The following is a 14064-nucleotide window of genomic DNA, read 5'->3' as shown; positions in this document are numbered from 1 at the left end:
AAGTGACTCGACCCCTTTGTGCAACTAGTTGCAGAAGGGTGGTCGAGTGATCTGTACTACTCGGTAACCTGCACGCCCGTCCACGCCGCCAGCTCCTCCGCCGTGCGCGGACCCCGCGCCTCCGGGGCGAGCAGGCCGTGGGTGCGCAGCAGCCGGGTCACCGCCATGCCCCAGGGGCGGCGCAGTCGGGCCGCGTCGAGCAGGGCGTCGTCGGCGAGGAGGGCCTCGATGGGTCCCGTCCGCAGCCCGTCCGGTGTGAGGACCGCCGCCTCGTCCGCCCAGCGCAGCGCCAGGTCGACATCATGGGTCGCCATCACGACCGTCGTCCCCGCGTCGCGCAGCCGGCCGAGCACGTTGAGAAGCCGCTCCTGCCCGTGTGGATCGAGCCCCGCCGTCGGCTCGTCCATGATGAGGACCCGGGGGCGCATCGCGACCGCGCCGGCGATCGCCGCCCGCTTCCGCTGCCCGTACGACAGCAGATGCGTCGGCCGGTCCTCCAGCGCGACGATGTCCAGCGCCTCCAGGGCCTCGCGCACCCGGAGCCGTACCTCCTCCTCCGGCAGCCCCAGGTTCATCGGCCCGAAGGACACGTCCTGCCCGACCGACGCGGCGAAGAGCTGGTCGTCCGGGTCCTGGACCACCAGCTGCACGGTCGTCCGCAACCGCGTAAGGCCCTTCCGGTCGTACGACACCTCCGTGCCGTCCAGCCGGAGCAGCCCGCTGCCGCAGCGCAGGCCCCCGCTCAGCAGCCGCAGCAGCGTCGTCTTGCCGCCGCCGTTGCGGCCGAGCAGGGCGAGCGCCCGGCCCTCCGGCACGGCGAAGTCGATGCCGTCGAGGACCACAGGCCCGTCCTCGTAGGCGAACGTGGCCTTCACCAGCTCCACGACAGGGGGTGCGGGACTCACGGCAGGGACCTTTCCAGTACGAGAGTGAGGGCGACGAGGCCGGCGAGCAGCCCGGCCGTCGAGGCGAGGAACCGGACCGAGACCGCCGCCTCGGGTACCAGGACCCGCAGCGTCCCGTCGTAGCCCCGCCCGGCGAGGCCGGTCTGCAGGCGCTGCGCCCGGTCGAAGGCGCGGACGAACGCCGTGGCGCCCAGCCCGGCGAGCGAACGCCAGGTCGCCGCCCGTGTGGTCAGCCCGAGGCGGGCCGCCTGCGCCTGTCGGATTTTGGATATTGAATCCAAAAGAAGAAAGCTGATCCGGTACATCACCAGCGCCACGTCCACCACGGGCGCCGGCACCCTCGCCCGTACCAGGCGTGGCAGCACGTCCGAGACGGGCGTGGTGAAGGCGAACAGCAGCACGCCCAGGGACGCGGACGAGGTCCGCAGCAGCAGCTCACCGGCACGGATCGGACCGTCCTGCGCGAGCACGACGAGACCCCGGTCCCCGCCGACCTCGAACAGGAGCGGGATCGCCCCCGTCACACAGAAGCCCAGCGGGATCCGGAACGCGCGCCACAGCTGACGCCCCGGCACCCCCGCCGGACCGAGCAGGACGCCCAGGGTGGCCGCCGCGACCAGGACGGCACCGGGCCACGGCGGCAGAGACACCGCGCACAGCGTCAGACCGAAGCCGAGTACAGCCTTCTCGCACGGGTGGCGGCGGCGCCAGCGACTGCTGTGCGCCGCCGCGTCGATCGGCAGCACCGGCGGTTACTCGTCGCCGGACGCCGACCGCAGCGCCTTCGCCTCGGCGCGAGCCTCGCCCTGCTTGCGGCCCTTGTGCACGCCGAAGTAGTACGCCAGCACGCCGGCGCCGAGCGCCGCCTGCAGGGCGAAGAGCGCCGACTCGATCTCGCCCGAGGCGGGCTCGTAGAGCGGGCTGAACCACGGCTCGTAGTCGGGAGCGATCTCGGTGATCGCCGTCTCCGCCTCGGCGTCGGCTCCGGTGAACGGCTCCTCCTTGTGGTCGCCGAGGCCCAGGACCAGCGGCAGCACCGCCAGCGCCGCGACGACGAGCAGGATGAGGGAGTTGATCTTCGCGTTCCGGCTCATCAGACGCTCGCCTCCGCGGTGTCGGCCTTCTTACGGGACGGGAGCAGGACGCCGAGCCGGGTCAGGTCCCCCTTGCTGGACTGCGTCAGCAGCCGCATCACGAGCACCGTCAGCAGACCCTCGCTGACGGCGAGCGGCAGCTGCGTCACCGCGAAGATGGAGCCGAACTTGGCGAGCGCCCCGAGCACACCGCTGCCCGGGTCGGGAAAGGCGAGCGCGAGCTGGACGCTGGTCACGCAGTACGTCGACAGGTCGGCGACGAACGCGCCGAAGAACACGCTCACCATCAGCGGCACGTCGAACCGGCGCAGCAGCCAGTACATACCGAACCCGGCCCACGGCCCGACGATCGCCATCGAGAACACGTTGGCGCCGAGCGTGGTGAGCCCGCCGTGCGCGAGCAGCAGCGCCTGGAACAGCAGGGTGATCGTGCCCAGGACCGCCATCACCGGTGGACGGAACAGGATCGCGCCCAGACCCGTACCGGTCGGGTGCGAGCAGCTACCCGTCACCGACGGGATCTTGAGCGCGGACAGGACGAACGTGAACGCCCCGGCCGCACCGAGCAGCAGCGTGGACTCGGGGTTGGACCTGACCTCGCGGGTCAGCGCGCGGACGCCGTGGACGACGAAAGGAGCGGACGCGACGCCCCAGGCGGCCGCGTGCACAGGGGGCAGATACCCCTCGGCTATATGCATGGTTGGGAGACCCTCTCCAGCACCTCGTGGATGGACAACGCACCTTGGCCGGTCTCCTGGCTGACGGGTCATGCCGCCGCGGCTCCGCCTTCCCACACCCCCGCGGTCTCCCGCGGCGGTCCAGTGGCTTCCCCGAAAGAGGGATGGAGCCGGACTTCCCGATCACAGTGGCGAGGGCCGCACCGGTACCGCACCGGTTTCCCGTACACCAAGGCGCTGTGACATTAGTGGGTTGACCAGGTACATCACAACACGGGTGCGCTCCCGGACGGTGTGTGACAGATCTCCCGCGCGCCCCCCGACCGCTCCTCGTCCCGTCTGGCGCGCGTTCACTCCTTCCGGTACGTGTACGCCTCGGCCGCGGCGGCCGTCACCGCGTCCAGGTCCCCGCCGGCGCTCGCCGTGACGAGCGCGGCGACGGCGCCCTCGACGAACGGGGCGTCCACGAGCCGCGCCCCCTCCGGCAGCTCGTCCCCCTCGGCGAGGAGTGCCTTGACCGTGAGGACGGCGCTGCCGAGGTCGACGAGGAGGGCGACCCCGGCACCGCCGTCGACCGCCTTCGCCGCCTCGACGATCCGCTCGGAGCTGGTGCCGAGACCCCCGTCGGGGGTGCCTCCGGCGGCGGCGACCGGCGCGGTCGCCCCACCGCCCGCGAGCCCCCGCGCCAGGGCGGCGACGGAGTCGGCCACGGCCGCGCTGTGCGAGACCAGCACGATGCCCACCTGACCGGTCATGCGGCGGCCACCTCCGCGAGCGCGGCGATCAGCAGCGCCGACGAGGTCGCCCCGGGGTCCTGGTGCCCGACGGAACGCTCGCCGAGGTAGCTCGCCCTGCCCTTGCGCGCCCGCAGGGGTACGGTCGCGAGGGCCCCGGCCTCGGCCGCGTCCCGGGCGGCGGCGAAGGAGTCGCCGAGCGCCTCGGCCGCGGGCACGAGCGCGTCCAGCATCGTCTTGTCGCCGACCTGGGCCCCGCCGAGCTGTCCGACGGCGGCGACCCCGGTCGCCAGCGCGGCCGCCAGATCCTGCCGCGTCACCGACTCCGCCTCGCCGAGCGCCTTGCCGGTGCGGCGCAGCAGCGTCCCGTACAGCGGGCCGGAGGCGCCGCCGACGGTGGAGATCAACTGCCGCCCGGCGAGGACGAGTACCGCCCCCGGTGTCGCGGGCGGCTCCTTCTCCAGCACCTCCGTCACGGCGGCGAAGCCCCGCTTCAGGTTGGCACCGTGGTCCGCGTCGCCGATCGCCGAGTCGAGCTCGGTGAGGCGCTCGGCCTCTCGCTCGACGGCGGCCGCGGCCGTGGCCAGCCAGCGGCGGAAGAACGCGGCGTCGAACTGGTTCGTCTCGGACATCCCTCTCACCGACCCCAGCGCAGGGCGGCCGTCTGCACGGGCGCGTCCCAGAGTCGCAGCGTTTCCTCGTCGGCCTGGCAGAGCGTCACCGAGCAGCCCGCCATGTCGAGCGAGGTGACGTAGTTCCCCACCAGCGTGCGCGCGACGGGCACCCCGCGCTCGGCGAGGACCCGATGCACCTCGGCGTTGAACCCGTACAGTTCGAGCAGCGGCGTGGCCCCCATGCCGTTCACCAGGGCGAGGACCGGGCCGGACGGCCGTAGATCCTCCAGTACGGCGTCGACGGCGAAGTCGGTGATCTCGCGCGAGGTCATCATCGCGCGCCGCTCACGTCCCGGCTCGCCATGGATCCCGATGCCCAACTCCAGCTCACCCTCAGGCAGTTCGAATGTAGGGCTGCCCTTCGCGGGCGTGGTGCAGGCGCTCAGCGCCACACCGAAACTCCTCGACCGCTCGTTCACCCGCCGCGCGATCGCCTCGACCCGCTCCAGCGGCGCGCCCTCCTCGGCGGCGGCCCCCGCGATCTTCTCCACGAAGAGCGTCGCCCCGGTTCCGCGGCGCCCGGCCGTGTACAGACTGTCCGTCACCGCCACGTCGTCGTCCACGAGCACCTTGGCGATCTGGATGCCCTCGTCCTCGGCGAGTTCGGCGGCCATCTCGAAGTTGAGGACGTCGCCGGTGTAGTTCTTGACGACGAACAGCACCCCGGCCCCGCTGTCGACCGCGGCGGCGGCCCGCACCATCTGATCGGGCACCGGCGAGGTGAACACCTCACCAGGACAAGCGGCCGCCAACATCCCGGGCCCCACGAACCCCCCGTGCATCGGCTCATGCCCGGACCCACCCCCGGACACCAACGCCACCTTCCCGGCGACGGGCGCGTCCCGCCGCAGCACGACACGGTTCTCGACATCGACGGTGAGCTCGGGATGCGCGGCGGCCATACCGCGCAGCGCGTCGGCGACGACGGTCTCCGGGACGTTGATCAGCATCCTCATGGGTACCTCCTGGTGAGATTAGCAGGCGGGTCGCTGAGCAGGGTTTTTGCAGGTCAGGGCAGGTGAGGCGCATTGTTGATCTTGGCGGTCCTCGGCGGCGAGGGGCGGTTCTGGGCGGTACCGATGCTGAGCAAATGCTGAGTTTCCTGACGTGGCGTCAGCCCTGGGTCGAGTGAACGAGCTTTGCGAATGCGCATCATGGCGCAATTATCGACGCGCGGTCGAGGGTGCGCACCGGTGCGTCCTCGGTCGGATCCGGGTGATGCTGACTCTGGAAATCCTGCGGTGGCGGGGAGCTGCGGCAGCGGGCCCGGCTGTGTATGGGACACCCGCTCGTCTCTGAGGCTTGACCGCAACGACGGGCCTTCACTCCGGGGTGCCAGGCGTTGTAGAGATCACCTCCGCTCGCACGAGAGGACGCGTCATCGGCTGACGCAGGTCAGTTCGCCGCCGGAGCACCTCCGCCTCACACGGAGAGAACTGCCATGTGAGGCGGGAGCCAGCCGGAGCCCACGGATCTCGCGCGGAGAGGACAGCGGATTCACCTGCACCGACCGCGCGGGCACCCGAACACCTCCGCTCGCGCGGAGACGGACATCAAGCTGTCCGTCTCCGAACGCTGGATGGACGGAACACCTCCGCTCGCGAGAAGAGGACTCCGAGGCCGAGCACATCATGTCCCAGAAGGACGGAACACCTCCGCTCGAGCGGAGGTGAACCGTTCTCCCGCGCGGCCTCCAGCTCGGCGATCCGGTCCTCTCCGCGCGAGCGTCAGGTGAACCGGTCGGTGCCTGATGGTCGACCGCCCGATCACCGTCCTCTCCGCGCGAGCGGAGGTGAACCGTCGCGCTTCTTGCCCTTGGCCACGGACCAGTTGTCCTCTCCGCGCGAGCGGAGGTGAACCGGTGCGCGATCGCCTGTTCGAGGAAGCTGGAGGCCATGGGACCGGCGCCGGCCGGACATGTCCGAGGGCTGCTCGCCCATGGTGCACAGGTCTGTCGGTCTGTCGGCCTAGGGTGTGGTGGGTGATTCATAGTGACGAAAGTCAGATGGTCTTGGACGAGGTCGCGGAGGATGCCCGCCTCGCCGCCTGGGAGTTCGATGGTGCGCGGGCGTGGCTGGAGGAGGCGCGACGGCGTCCGATGGACCCGCTAGCGGTGGAAGTGTGGGTCATCGATCCCGCCTTCGCGCACGTCCTCTTGGTCAAGCACCGGGTGCGCGGATGGGTGCCGCCCGGCGGCGCGGTGGAGCCGAGTGAGGGGCCGCGTGCGGCGGCGGTGCGGGAGCTGCTGGAGGAGACCGGTCTGCGAGCCGAGCTGTTGCCCGAGCCCGCCGCTGTTGCTGTGCGCTCCTATCGGGCTGGCTGGTCCCCGACGCTCGGGCTTTCGTACGCCGCGATCGTCGGACGCGACGTGCCGCTGGGTGGGGAGGAGAACCAGCCAGCGGCGTGGTTCCGGCTGGATGGCGCCTGGGAAAGCGTCTTTCCCTCGGATCGCGAGCGGATCCGAGCTCATGCCCGGCGTCTTGCGGACGGCAGGGGGGTCGGCTCCCGCTGATCGATTTCCCGGCCGCCGTTCACAGGGCCGTGTCGATGCGGTCGAGATCGGCGGCGGGCAGCGTGATCAGCTCGAGGTTGTGCAGGAAGCGGCACCATGCCGGCTCCACGCGGCTCACGCGACCGTCGGCATACGCGGCCGCGTTGGCAGCGCGTTCGGCTGCAGCTGGCCAGGGTGGACCACTCGTGAGGCTCTGACCTCGCGAGGACTGGGGTGCAGTGATCCGGTGACCTCGGCCTGGAAGATCCACTAGTGGTGGCCGGCCGGGCCGGTGGGCGTGCGGCGGCAGCGATTGGGCCGCCACTGTTTCAGCATTGGGTCGACGTGGGTGACGTGGAGGCCGACCTCTTCGGCGGCCTCGGCGTGGGCGGCCTCCTCGGGGCCGCCGTGCTGGTCTATGGGGCGGGCGACCGGGGCGAGTCCGGCCGGAGGGGCGCGCGCTCCAACACCAGGAGCCTGCTGGCGGAGGAGATCAGCACACCAATGCTGGTGTGATCGCAGGAGCCATCACTGATTCCGGGCGCGGAGCCGGCCGGGATCATTCACCGGTCTCCGGCCGCTGGGCGACGACCACGAGCCAGCTCGTCACGGTGGGAGTGTCCGGGGTGGTCAGAGCGTAGGCGGAGTCGAGGATCCGCCTGCGCTGGTCGTGGGTGAAGTCGCCCTCGAGCCAGGCGAAGACGGGGATGGACAGCCACGCCTTCTTCTCGGCCATCGTGCTGTGCTGGGCGGTGACCTCGGTGGTGACGAGGGCCAGCCCGGCGTCGGCCAGCCATCTGATGACCGTCGCCAGCGGTAGCTTCGGCGACGTGCCTGCAGTCCTCGGCGGTGGGGTGTATCCGTAGTCGTGTGCTGCGACTTGGCGGATGAGGGAGTTCAGCGACGGTTCGGCGCGGACGGCATCTTCGTCGGGGTGGCGTACGCCGGCGAAGCCGCCACCGATGTTGAAGGCGAAGAGACCGCCCGGGCGCAGGATGCGGGAGACGGCATGGAACACCACCCTGGTATCGGTCTTCCAGATCGCCGAGTTGCAGACGACGGCGTCTGTACAGCCGGTGGGGATGTGGTCGGCGAGCCGCTCGGCCGGTGCGGTGGTCCAGGTCAAGCGGGCGTCCGTCAGGGTGCGCCGGCCGACACGCTGCATCGCGGCGGCGCTGTCGACGGAGACGACCCGGGCCCGCGAGGGGACGAGGTCGAGGATCGCGCGGGCGGTTGCGCCGGCGCCTCCGCACAGGTCGACCACCAGACGGGCGTCGGCCAAGTCGGCTCGGCGGGCGAGGTCGCGGCTGGTGGCGGCGTACATGGGGTGGGTGCGGGTGAAGGCGTCGTACGCCTCTGCGTTGGCGTCCTCGTCCCAGCCGAGGACGGCGTCCTGGGGTGCCATGGTGAGGTGGCCTCCATTCAGGGAGACGGGGCCACCCGGCCCGCCGTGATGCCGGGCGCCCCGGAACGTCAGAAGAGAGTGGACTGAACGGCGGCGGGTGGCGAGGAGAACTGCGTCCCGAGGGTGATGCGGCGGCCCTTGAGGACGCCGAGGTCGAGCAGGTAGGGCAGTTCGTCGCCATCGAGAGAGGCGAGGATCTGGGAGCCGGCGCACGAGAGCGCTGTCAGCCCGTGTTCGCCTTCACGCGGGTCGTGCGGATACAGGGCACGCCCGGTCTGCGGGGTGCGGAGCAGGTTGCCTTCGGCGGGCGGCGTCCACGGCTCCGGCACGGTCGGGATGTTCATGTCGTTCAGAGCCTTGACGGCGTGGTCCAGGTGCTGCTGGTGGGCGGCGCGGGGCCGGGCGAGGTCGCGCAACTGGGCCATGGCCGCGAGCTTGGCCGCCGCCCGTACGGTCTGTGTCAGGCCGAGGCGGCGAGTGAGGGCGTCCTCCAGGAACCGTACGGTGCGGCCGTCTGGGCTCTGGGTGAGGTACGTGGCGAGCAGGGCGCCCTGTTCGTCGAGACGGGAGCGTTTGCGGGGGTCGGCCGCGGTGCCGACCTTCGTGGTGCCGTCAGCGAAGGTCGCCAGGTACAGCCAGTGCGGCTGGGCCATGTAGGCCCCCAGGGCGGCGGGGACGTGGCCACCGGCGTGGAATTGGTGGGCGAAGCGGAAGTCGTCGCGGCTGGTACAGGCGGCGCACTGGCCGCCGGCCTCTGCCGGGGCCCGGTCGGGGCAGGCGACGGCTTCGACGCGGACGAGGTCGGCGAAGCAGTACCGGCCGGTGCACCATCGGCCGGTACCGCTCACCTGGTAGCCCAGGCGCCGGCCCGTGATCCCGGAGGGGACGAGCGGACCGCCGGGCAAGGGGGCGAGCAGCAGGCGGGGGTCTCCGCTCGCCCAGGTGATGCCGTGGCAGACGTACGTCCCGCTGGTGGGCAGGGACTGGTCCATGTGCGTTCCTTGTCGGTCGAAGTGGGGCGGTCCGTCACACTGCCAGGTGCAGCCGTTCGTTGATCGCGTCGGTAGCAGCCTTGAAGACCTGGTCGCGGTCCAGGTCTGCGACGTCGAGCCAGTGCCAGTCGCTGTACGACGCCTGCTCGCGCATCTGGTTCAGGACGGTGTCCTGGTAGTGGATGAAGTCCTCGTCGCTGCCGCCGGCGTGACCGGCCTCCAGGGAAGTGAACGAGCCCTTCCGAACGAGGGCTTCGCGTGCGCAGATGTCGAGGAAGAGCACCAGGTCCGGTTCGGTCAGGTGTGTGAAGACCTGTTCCGTGAGGCGGACGGGAACCTCGGGGCTGACCGCGTACCGGGCGAGGATCTTGTGGTGCGCGTTGTCGAGGACCACGTGGGTGCCGGCCGCGAGCGCGGGCTGGATCACGAGCCGGTCCTGCAGGGTGTACCAGGAGGCCAGCGCCAGCAGCCAGTAGTGGTCGCCGCACGCCTTCGAGACGCGGGAATCGCGGCGGTAGACCAGCTCGTTGAGGCGGTCGAGGTATGCGGACAGCTCTGGGTCCCTGGGGATTTCGGTGCTGTGCTTGCCGACGAGGATCGCTTCGTGGCCCGCGTCGTTCAGGGCCCGGTGCAGGCGGGCGGCGAGGGTGGACTTGCCGGCCCCGTCCCCGCCCGCGAAGGTGATCAGCCGTCCGGGGACGGGGGAGGCCTGTGTGGTTGACGTCATCGAGTTCCTCCCCGGACCTGGGCCGGACTGCCGGTCAGCCGGCCGGTGATGATGGCGCGGATCCGGTCGATCAGGACCGTACGCCGGCGCAGGACGTCGTCGTGACGCTCATTGGACAGGTCCGCGGGGTAGTGCGCGGTGAGGTTGTTGGAAATGACGTGGAGGTAGCCGAATCCGATCCCCGCCTGACGCGCCGCCGCGCCCATCGGCCCGATCTCCGGGTCGACGAAGGCGTACGAGGCGGTGTGCTGGGCCAGCCAGTCGCGGTTCTCCAGCATGGTCGTCGGGGAAGAGACGTGCAGGCCGCACTGCACCCCGCCCCGCGAGGCGGCGTAGTCGCCGAAGAAGTCGTCCCAACTCACCAACTCCCCGCCAACCAGGCTGGTGTTGCCGGTGGCCAGCCACGTGTTCGGCTCGATGCCTGGGGTCAGCGAGCCGACCTTGCCGACGTAGACGACGTCACCGGCGCCCAGTTCGGCCAGCCGGGCGACAACCCGTCCGGCGACGTCCCCCCAAATGCTGTGGAGGAACCCGAGGTAGACCACGCGCCGGCCGGCGACCTCGGCGCGCTGCCAGGCGTAGCCGGGCCTGCTGGTCCAGCCCCCGTTCTCGGGGGCGAGGTGTTCCAGGCCCCAGCCGACGATCACCAGGTCCCCGTCCAACGTCAGGTCGAGCGCGTCGAGCGCCGTGCGGCACTCCTCCTGCCCGGGCGGCTGATAGCTGACCGTGTCGGCCCGACGGCCGGTGATGGCCAGGTAGGTGGCGATGATCAGCGCGTAGTGCTGGACGTAGTCGGCGCCGGGGAACGCTTTGACGACCAGGTCCCCGCCTTGGACTGTTGCCGTGGGGCGCTCGATGTTGAACAGCTTCCCGGTCTTCTCGTACCGGGAGACCACTGTGGACCGGTCGTAGTCGCCGATGACGCGGATGCTGTCCCATCCCCGGTCCTGGATGAGGTGGTGGACCTTGATCTCCAGGTAGCGCAGCAGACGCTTCTGGCTCATGGTGTGCCCGCTGGGTTGGATCGGGGCGGCTCGCAGCAGCCCGGGAGCGGGGTCGGCCAGCAGGGGGGTCATCAGCGCTCCTCGGCGATCGTCATGGTGCTGCCGGCCGCCGCACGGACGACGGCGATGTTCTGCCGGATTAGGTCGAACCGTTCCTCGGCGATCGGACCGAGCTGCTCGATCCGGGGGGTGGAGGGCTTCTCGTACGGACCTTCGGGCCGAAGGGCGATGCCCATCACGCCGAGAATGACCGGGGCCGCGCCGTCCACGGAGGAGATCCATGTGTGCTCGCGCTGCTCGACCAGCTCCAGGTGCCCGGTACGGCCCAGGCCGAGCAGCCGGTACACGATGCGGTCGTCGACCAAGCCGTGGCCCTCCAGGTGGGCGGTCGCCAACCAGCGGGTGCGGCACAACTGCCCGTCGGGGTCCGGCCGGCGCGAGGCCGGTAGGGCGATTGCCCCGGCCCAGCCGCTGGTGACGAAGGAGTCGTAGCCGCGCAGCCACTCCTCGTCATCTGCGGCGTGAAGGACGGCGCACAGTTGGAACGTCTCGCCGGACAGCTCTCGGATCTCCCGCGCGGCCTGCTCGCTCGCTGTGAAGGTCGCGGCCCCGTCTCTCATGACGTCCGGCAGGATGATCTCCCTCGCGGACACGGCGAGCGCGGCCTCGACGAGGCGGGTGGCCGGCAGAGCGTAACCAAGGTCGAAGAGTCCATTGTCGACGATGATCTCGGCGCCGCGCTCTGCCTCGCGGGCGAAGAAGGCCCGGTAGTCCTCGTCGGTTAGGACCCGTTGGGCGGCGACGTGGTGGACGAGGGCAGGTTCTTGGGCGACGAAGGCATTCAGGTAGGCGGGCGGGGCGATGACGGAGAAGTCGATCCCCTCGTTGTTCACGTTCGTCACAGCACCCCCCGCTGTCCGGCGGAGACGGTGAGGAACTGCTGTGAGAGGACTGAGTCGGTGGCGAAGCGCCCACCCGTGTGGATCGTCGTGGTGCGCGCCTCCTCCATCCGTACCCCGCGCATGCTCATGCACAGGTGCACCCCGTGCACGGCCACGGCCACGTCCTCCCGCCCGATCACCTCGGCGAGGCATTCAGCGACCTGGCGGGCGAAGCGCTCCTGGACCTGGAGCCGCCCGGCGAAGTGCTGGGCGATCCGCCCGAACTTCGACAGGCCCACCACTTCGCCGTCCGGCAGGTAGCCGACGGTGACCTGCAGGTTCATGGGCAGCATGTGGTGTTCGCAGAGCGCCCATACGCTCATGCCGCCGACGATCACCAGCTGGCCGTTGAGCTGGGACTCGGTGAAGCAGGTAGCCGTTGCGGCGTCGCTCGGGGACAGGAAGGCCTTCCACCAGGCCGCGACGCGGTCGGGGGTGCCAATGAGCCCTTCGCGGGCGGGGTCCTCGCCGAGCTCGACGAGAAGTTGGGTGATCAGGCCGGCGACACGGCCGGTGTCGATGTACGACGACATGGGCTGATCGGCCACAGGCCCCGTTGTGCTCCGCGCCGTGTGGGTGGTGGTGCTCGTCATGGATGTCTCCTCGCTTTCTGGGGGACGGTGGAGGCCGGGTCAGCGGCCTCGGGCTTCCGGGAAGGCCAGCACGTGCAGCCGTGTGGTGAGGTGCCAGTGCCGGGCTGCGACCGCGTCCGCCAGCACTCGGGTCATGACGGTGATCGCCCCTGCTGTGGTGCCCTCCGGCATCACCCACACCGGCGCGAGTCCGTGGAGTCCGGCCAGTTCGGCGATCCGGTCGAGATCAGCCACCGAGGACGCCACGAACTTGAACGCCGCCCGCTTGGAGGCCGCGAGCGCCTCGAGCGCGGCGGGCACGATGCTCTCGGCCTCGTCCACGCCGAAGCTGCCGAGCTTGGGGGAGACGTTGAACCTCACCCCGTCGACCAACAGCTCGGGCGAAGGCGCGATGGTGCCGTTCGTCTCGATCTCCACCCGCTTCCCGGCGGCCAACAGCCCGCGGACAAGGGGAACCACGCGCGACTGCTGGATCAGCGGCTCGCCGCCGGTAACCACGATCAGCTCGACCGGCGAGGAGGCGGCCCAGGCAACCAACGCCGCCACGGACCTCTTCGTGGACTCCTTGCGCGGGTCGAACTGCGACCAGTCCCACGTGTACTTCGTGTCGCAGCGCGTGCAGGTCAGGTTGCATCGGGACAAGCGGATGAACAGGGCAGGGTGTCCGCAGCTCGGGCCCTCACCTTGGAAGGTGGGCGCCTCGATGCCGAAGCACTCCGCGACGATCAGTCGGCGTTCGAGGTCGCGCGCTGCCGGCTCCGCGGCGCCGCGGCCCGATGTGGTCACTGACCCTCCACACCGAAGCGTGCCCAGCTGCTGCCGGTCTCACGGACGAGGACGGAGACCAGCCTGCCGGGGATCGCGGGCTGAAGGTTCTGCGTGAACCAACCCGCCAGGAACTGGGCCAGGCGCTCCGACGTCGGCTCGAAGGGGAGGATCTCGTGCAGGTTGCGGTGGTCGAGCTCGTTGTCCAGGAACTTCTTGAACGGGGCAAGAGCCCCGAAGTCGGTGACGAAGCCGGGCTCCTCCAACAAGGGAGCGGTGAGGACCACTTCGACCTCGTAGCTGTGGCCATGCTGGCGGGCACACTTGTGCCCCGGCGGCAGCCTGGGAAGCTGGTGGCCGGCCTCGAAGCCGAACCTCTTGCCGATGGTGAAGACGCCAGAAGCCAGCGGAACGGAACTGAAGTCCATGATCTTCCTTGTGAATTTGAGGGCGGAGGTTGTCGGAGCTGCGTGACGGGCACGGCCTCGAAGCGGATCGTCACCATCCTTCGGTCGGTACGTCGGAGAGGGCCTGGCGCCTGACCAAGGCGATCACTCGCTTGCCGCTGCCGTCGTTGTTGGGGCAGGCCGTCCACAGATCGGCCATCGCTGCGACAAGGAGGAGGCCGCGTCCCCTGGTCGCATCGGGCGAAGGGTTCCGGAGCACCGGAGGCAGGGGGGAACAGTCCTCGACTTCGATCCCCACGACGTCAGCTTGGTAGGCGAGGGTCAGCCTGATCTCATCGTGGTTCCAGGCCACCGAACCAGGCAGGCTGTCCAGTTCGGCGGGTCGGCGACCGTGCTGCTCCGCGTTCGTCGTGAGCTCGCTGACGATCAGGACGGCGGCGTCCAGGAGGTCTTCGACGCCCCAGGCGATCAGGGCTGTGCGGGTGAAGGCCCGGGCATGACCCGGGGCTCGCTCGTCGGCGGCGAGCGTGAGGCTCGTACGATGTTCGGGAGCGTCGATCACGCTGCCCAGATTTCTGATTTGTTCCATGACCGCCTTCTCACAGGTCGTACCTCAGCCCTGGGGGGAAGCGCCGGGCTGCTGTGTCGCAGTGCG

18 protein-coding genes and 1 riboswitch are annotated in these 14064 nt (G+C 70.4%); of the genes, 2 read left to right on the top strand and 16 right to left on the bottom strand.

All coding sequences use genetic code 11. The features are described from left to right. Positions 1–56: 56 nt before the first annotated feature. From ACGFYP_RS05430 to dhaK, 7 genes are all read right to left on the bottom strand, one after another. Complete coding sequence (locus ACGFYP_RS05430; protein WP_393486638.1) at positions 57–905, bottom strand: ATP-binding cassette domain-containing protein; 849 nt, start codon at positions 903–905, stop codon at positions 57–59. Next, entirely contained in the window at positions 902–1651 is a 750-nt protein-coding gene (cbiQ, locus tag ACGFYP_RS05425) for a cobalt ECF transporter T component CbiQ (protein ID WP_393486636.1), read from the bottom strand. The genes ACGFYP_RS05430 and cbiQ overlap by 4 nt, the downstream gene beginning before the upstream one ends. Before the next feature lie 6 nt (positions 1652–1657). Then, positions 1658–1999 (bottom strand): energy-coupling factor ABC transporter substrate-binding protein, encoded by a 342-nt coding sequence (locus ACGFYP_RS05420; RefSeq protein ID WP_393486634.1) that lies wholly within the window; start codon positions 1997–1999, stop codon positions 1658–1660. Continuing rightward, entirely contained in the window at positions 1999–2697 is a 699-nt protein-coding gene (locus ACGFYP_RS05415; RefSeq protein WP_361963142.1) for an energy-coupling factor ABC transporter permease, read from the bottom strand. The genes ACGFYP_RS05420 and ACGFYP_RS05415 overlap by 1 nt, the downstream gene beginning before the upstream one ends. 28 nt (positions 2698–2725) lie before the next feature. Further along, positions 2726–2953, bottom strand: a riboswitch (cobalamin riboswitch). Positions 2954–3026: 73 nt separating this feature from the next. Beyond that, positions 3027–3431 carry a PTS-dependent dihydroxyacetone kinase phosphotransferase subunit DhaM gene (locus tag ACGFYP_RS05410; RefSeq protein ID WP_393486632.1) on the bottom strand — a complete coding sequence of 135 codons (405 nt, stop codon included), beginning with the start codon at positions 3429–3431 and terminating at the stop codon, positions 3027–3029. Next, complete coding sequence (gene dhaL, locus ACGFYP_RS05405) at positions 3428–4042, bottom strand: dihydroxyacetone kinase subunit DhaL (RefSeq protein WP_393486629.1); 615 nt, start codon at positions 4040–4042, stop codon at positions 3428–3430. Before dhaL ends, ACGFYP_RS05410 begins: the two co-directional genes overlap by 4 nt. Positions 4043–4047: 5 nt before the next feature. Further along, a complete protein-coding gene (gene dhaK, locus ACGFYP_RS05400; RefSeq protein WP_393486627.1) occupies positions 4048–5040 on the bottom strand; it encodes a dihydroxyacetone kinase subunit DhaK in 993 nt (330 codons plus the stop codon). Positions 5041–6065: 1025 nt separating this feature from the next. Between dhaK and ACGFYP_RS05395 the strand changes: the two genes are divergently transcribed. Further along, a complete protein-coding gene (locus tag ACGFYP_RS05395) occupies positions 6066–6596 on the top strand; it encodes an NUDIX domain-containing protein (protein WP_393486625.1) in 531 nt (176 codons plus the stop codon). 324 nt (positions 6597–6920) lie between these two features. Next, entirely contained in the window at positions 6921–7091 is a 171-nt protein-coding gene (locus tag ACGFYP_RS05390; RefSeq protein WP_393486623.1) for a hypothetical protein, read from the top strand. A gap of 43 nt (positions 7092–7134) precedes the next feature. Here ACGFYP_RS05390 and ACGFYP_RS05385 read toward each other — a convergent pair whose 3' ends face one another. The 9 genes from ACGFYP_RS05385 to ACGFYP_RS05345 form a co-directional block, all read right to left on the bottom strand. Further along, positions 7135–7980: a class I SAM-dependent methyltransferase gene (locus ACGFYP_RS05385; RefSeq protein WP_393486620.1), complete on the bottom strand. Its 846-nt coding sequence runs from the start codon at positions 7978–7980 to the stop codon at positions 7135–7137. Positions 7981–8048: 68 nt separating this feature from the next. Beyond that, a complete protein-coding gene (locus tag ACGFYP_RS05380) occupies positions 8049–8972 on the bottom strand; it encodes a DUF2797 domain-containing protein (protein WP_393486618.1) in 924 nt (307 codons plus the stop codon). Between the two features lie 34 nt (positions 8973–9006). Then, entirely contained in the window at positions 9007–9699 is a 693-nt protein-coding gene (locus tag ACGFYP_RS05375) for a dTMP kinase (RefSeq protein WP_393486616.1), read from the bottom strand. Then, positions 9696–10775, bottom strand: coding sequence for a hypothetical protein (locus tag ACGFYP_RS05370; protein ID WP_393486614.1), 1080 nt, complete (start codon positions 10773–10775; stop codon positions 9696–9698). The genes ACGFYP_RS05375 and ACGFYP_RS05370 overlap by 4 nt, the downstream gene beginning before the upstream one ends. Further along, entirely contained in the window at positions 10775–11605 is an 831-nt protein-coding gene (locus tag ACGFYP_RS05365; protein WP_393486612.1) for a hypothetical protein, read from the bottom strand. The genes ACGFYP_RS05370 and ACGFYP_RS05365 overlap by 1 nt, the downstream gene beginning before the upstream one ends. Then, a complete protein-coding gene (folE, locus tag ACGFYP_RS05360; RefSeq protein WP_393486610.1) occupies positions 11602–12237 on the bottom strand; it encodes a GTP cyclohydrolase I in 636 nt (211 codons plus the stop codon). The genes ACGFYP_RS05365 and folE overlap by 4 nt, the downstream gene beginning before the upstream one ends. 39 nt (positions 12238–12276) lie before the next feature. Continuing rightward, positions 12277–13023 (bottom strand): 7-carboxy-7-deazaguanine synthase QueE, encoded by a 747-nt coding sequence (locus tag ACGFYP_RS05355; protein WP_393486608.1) that lies wholly within the window; start codon positions 13021–13023, stop codon positions 12277–12279. After that, positions 13020–13430: a 6-pyruvoyl tetrahydropterin synthase family protein gene (locus ACGFYP_RS05350; RefSeq protein ID WP_393486606.1), complete on the bottom strand. Its 411-nt coding sequence runs from the start codon at positions 13428–13430 to the stop codon at positions 13020–13022. Before ACGFYP_RS05350 ends, ACGFYP_RS05355 begins: the two co-directional genes overlap by 4 nt. A 70-nt stretch (positions 13431–13500) precedes the next feature. Then, a complete protein-coding gene (locus tag ACGFYP_RS05345) occupies positions 13501–13998 on the bottom strand; it encodes an ATP-binding protein (RefSeq protein WP_393486604.1) in 498 nt (165 codons plus the stop codon). Positions 13999–14064 lie beyond the last annotated feature (66 nt).

It is taken from the genome of Streptomyces sp. NPDC048370 (assembly GCF_043200825.1).
Lineage (GTDB): Bacteria > Actinomycetota > Actinomycetes > Streptomycetales > Streptomycetaceae > Streptomyces.
This window is presented reverse-complemented; position numbering and strand designations above follow the sequence as displayed.

Coding starts and splice junctions, on each gene's coding strand:
- ACGFYP_RS05420 (WP_393486634.1), bottom strand. CDS start 1,999: ATGAGCCGGAACGCGAAGATCAACTCCCTCATCCTGCTCGTCGTCGCG.
- ACGFYP_RS05370 (WP_393486614.1), bottom strand. CDS start 10,775: ATGACCCCCCTGCTGGCCGACCCCGCTCCCGGGCTGCTGCGAGCCGCC.
- dhaK (WP_393486627.1), bottom strand. CDS start 5,040: ATGAGGATGCTGATCAACGTCCCGGAGACCGTCGTCGCCGACGCGCTG.
- ACGFYP_RS05350 (WP_393486606.1), bottom strand. CDS start 13,430: ATGGACTTCAGTTCCGTTCCGCTGGCTTCTGGCGTCTTCACCATCGGC.
- ACGFYP_RS05385 (WP_393486620.1), bottom strand. CDS start 7,980: ATGGCACCCCAGGACGCCGTCCTCGGCTGGGACGAGGACGCCAACGCA.
- dhaL (WP_393486629.1), bottom strand. CDS start 4,042: ATGTCCGAGACGAACCAGTTCGACGCCGCGTTCTTCCGCCGCTGGCTG.
- ACGFYP_RS05415 (WP_361963142.1), bottom strand. CDS start 2,697: ATGCATATAGCCGAGGGGTATCTGCCCCCTGTGCACGCGGCCGCCTGG.
- ACGFYP_RS05410 (WP_393486632.1), bottom strand. CDS start 3,431: ATGACCGGTCAGGTGGGCATCGTGCTGGTCTCGCACAGCGCGGCCGTG.
- ACGFYP_RS05345 (WP_393486604.1), bottom strand. CDS start 13,998: ATGGAACAAATCAGAAATCTGGGCAGCGTGATCGACGCTCCCGAACAT.
- folE (WP_393486610.1), bottom strand. CDS start 12,237: ATGACGAGCACCACCACCCACACGGCGCGGAGCACAACGGGGCCTGTG.
- ACGFYP_RS05375 (WP_393486616.1), bottom strand. CDS start 9,699: ATGACGTCAACCACACAGGCCTCCCCCGTCCCCGGACGGCTGATCACC.
- ACGFYP_RS05380 (WP_393486618.1), bottom strand. CDS start 8,972: ATGGACCAGTCCCTGCCCACCAGCGGGACGTACGTCTGCCACGGCATC.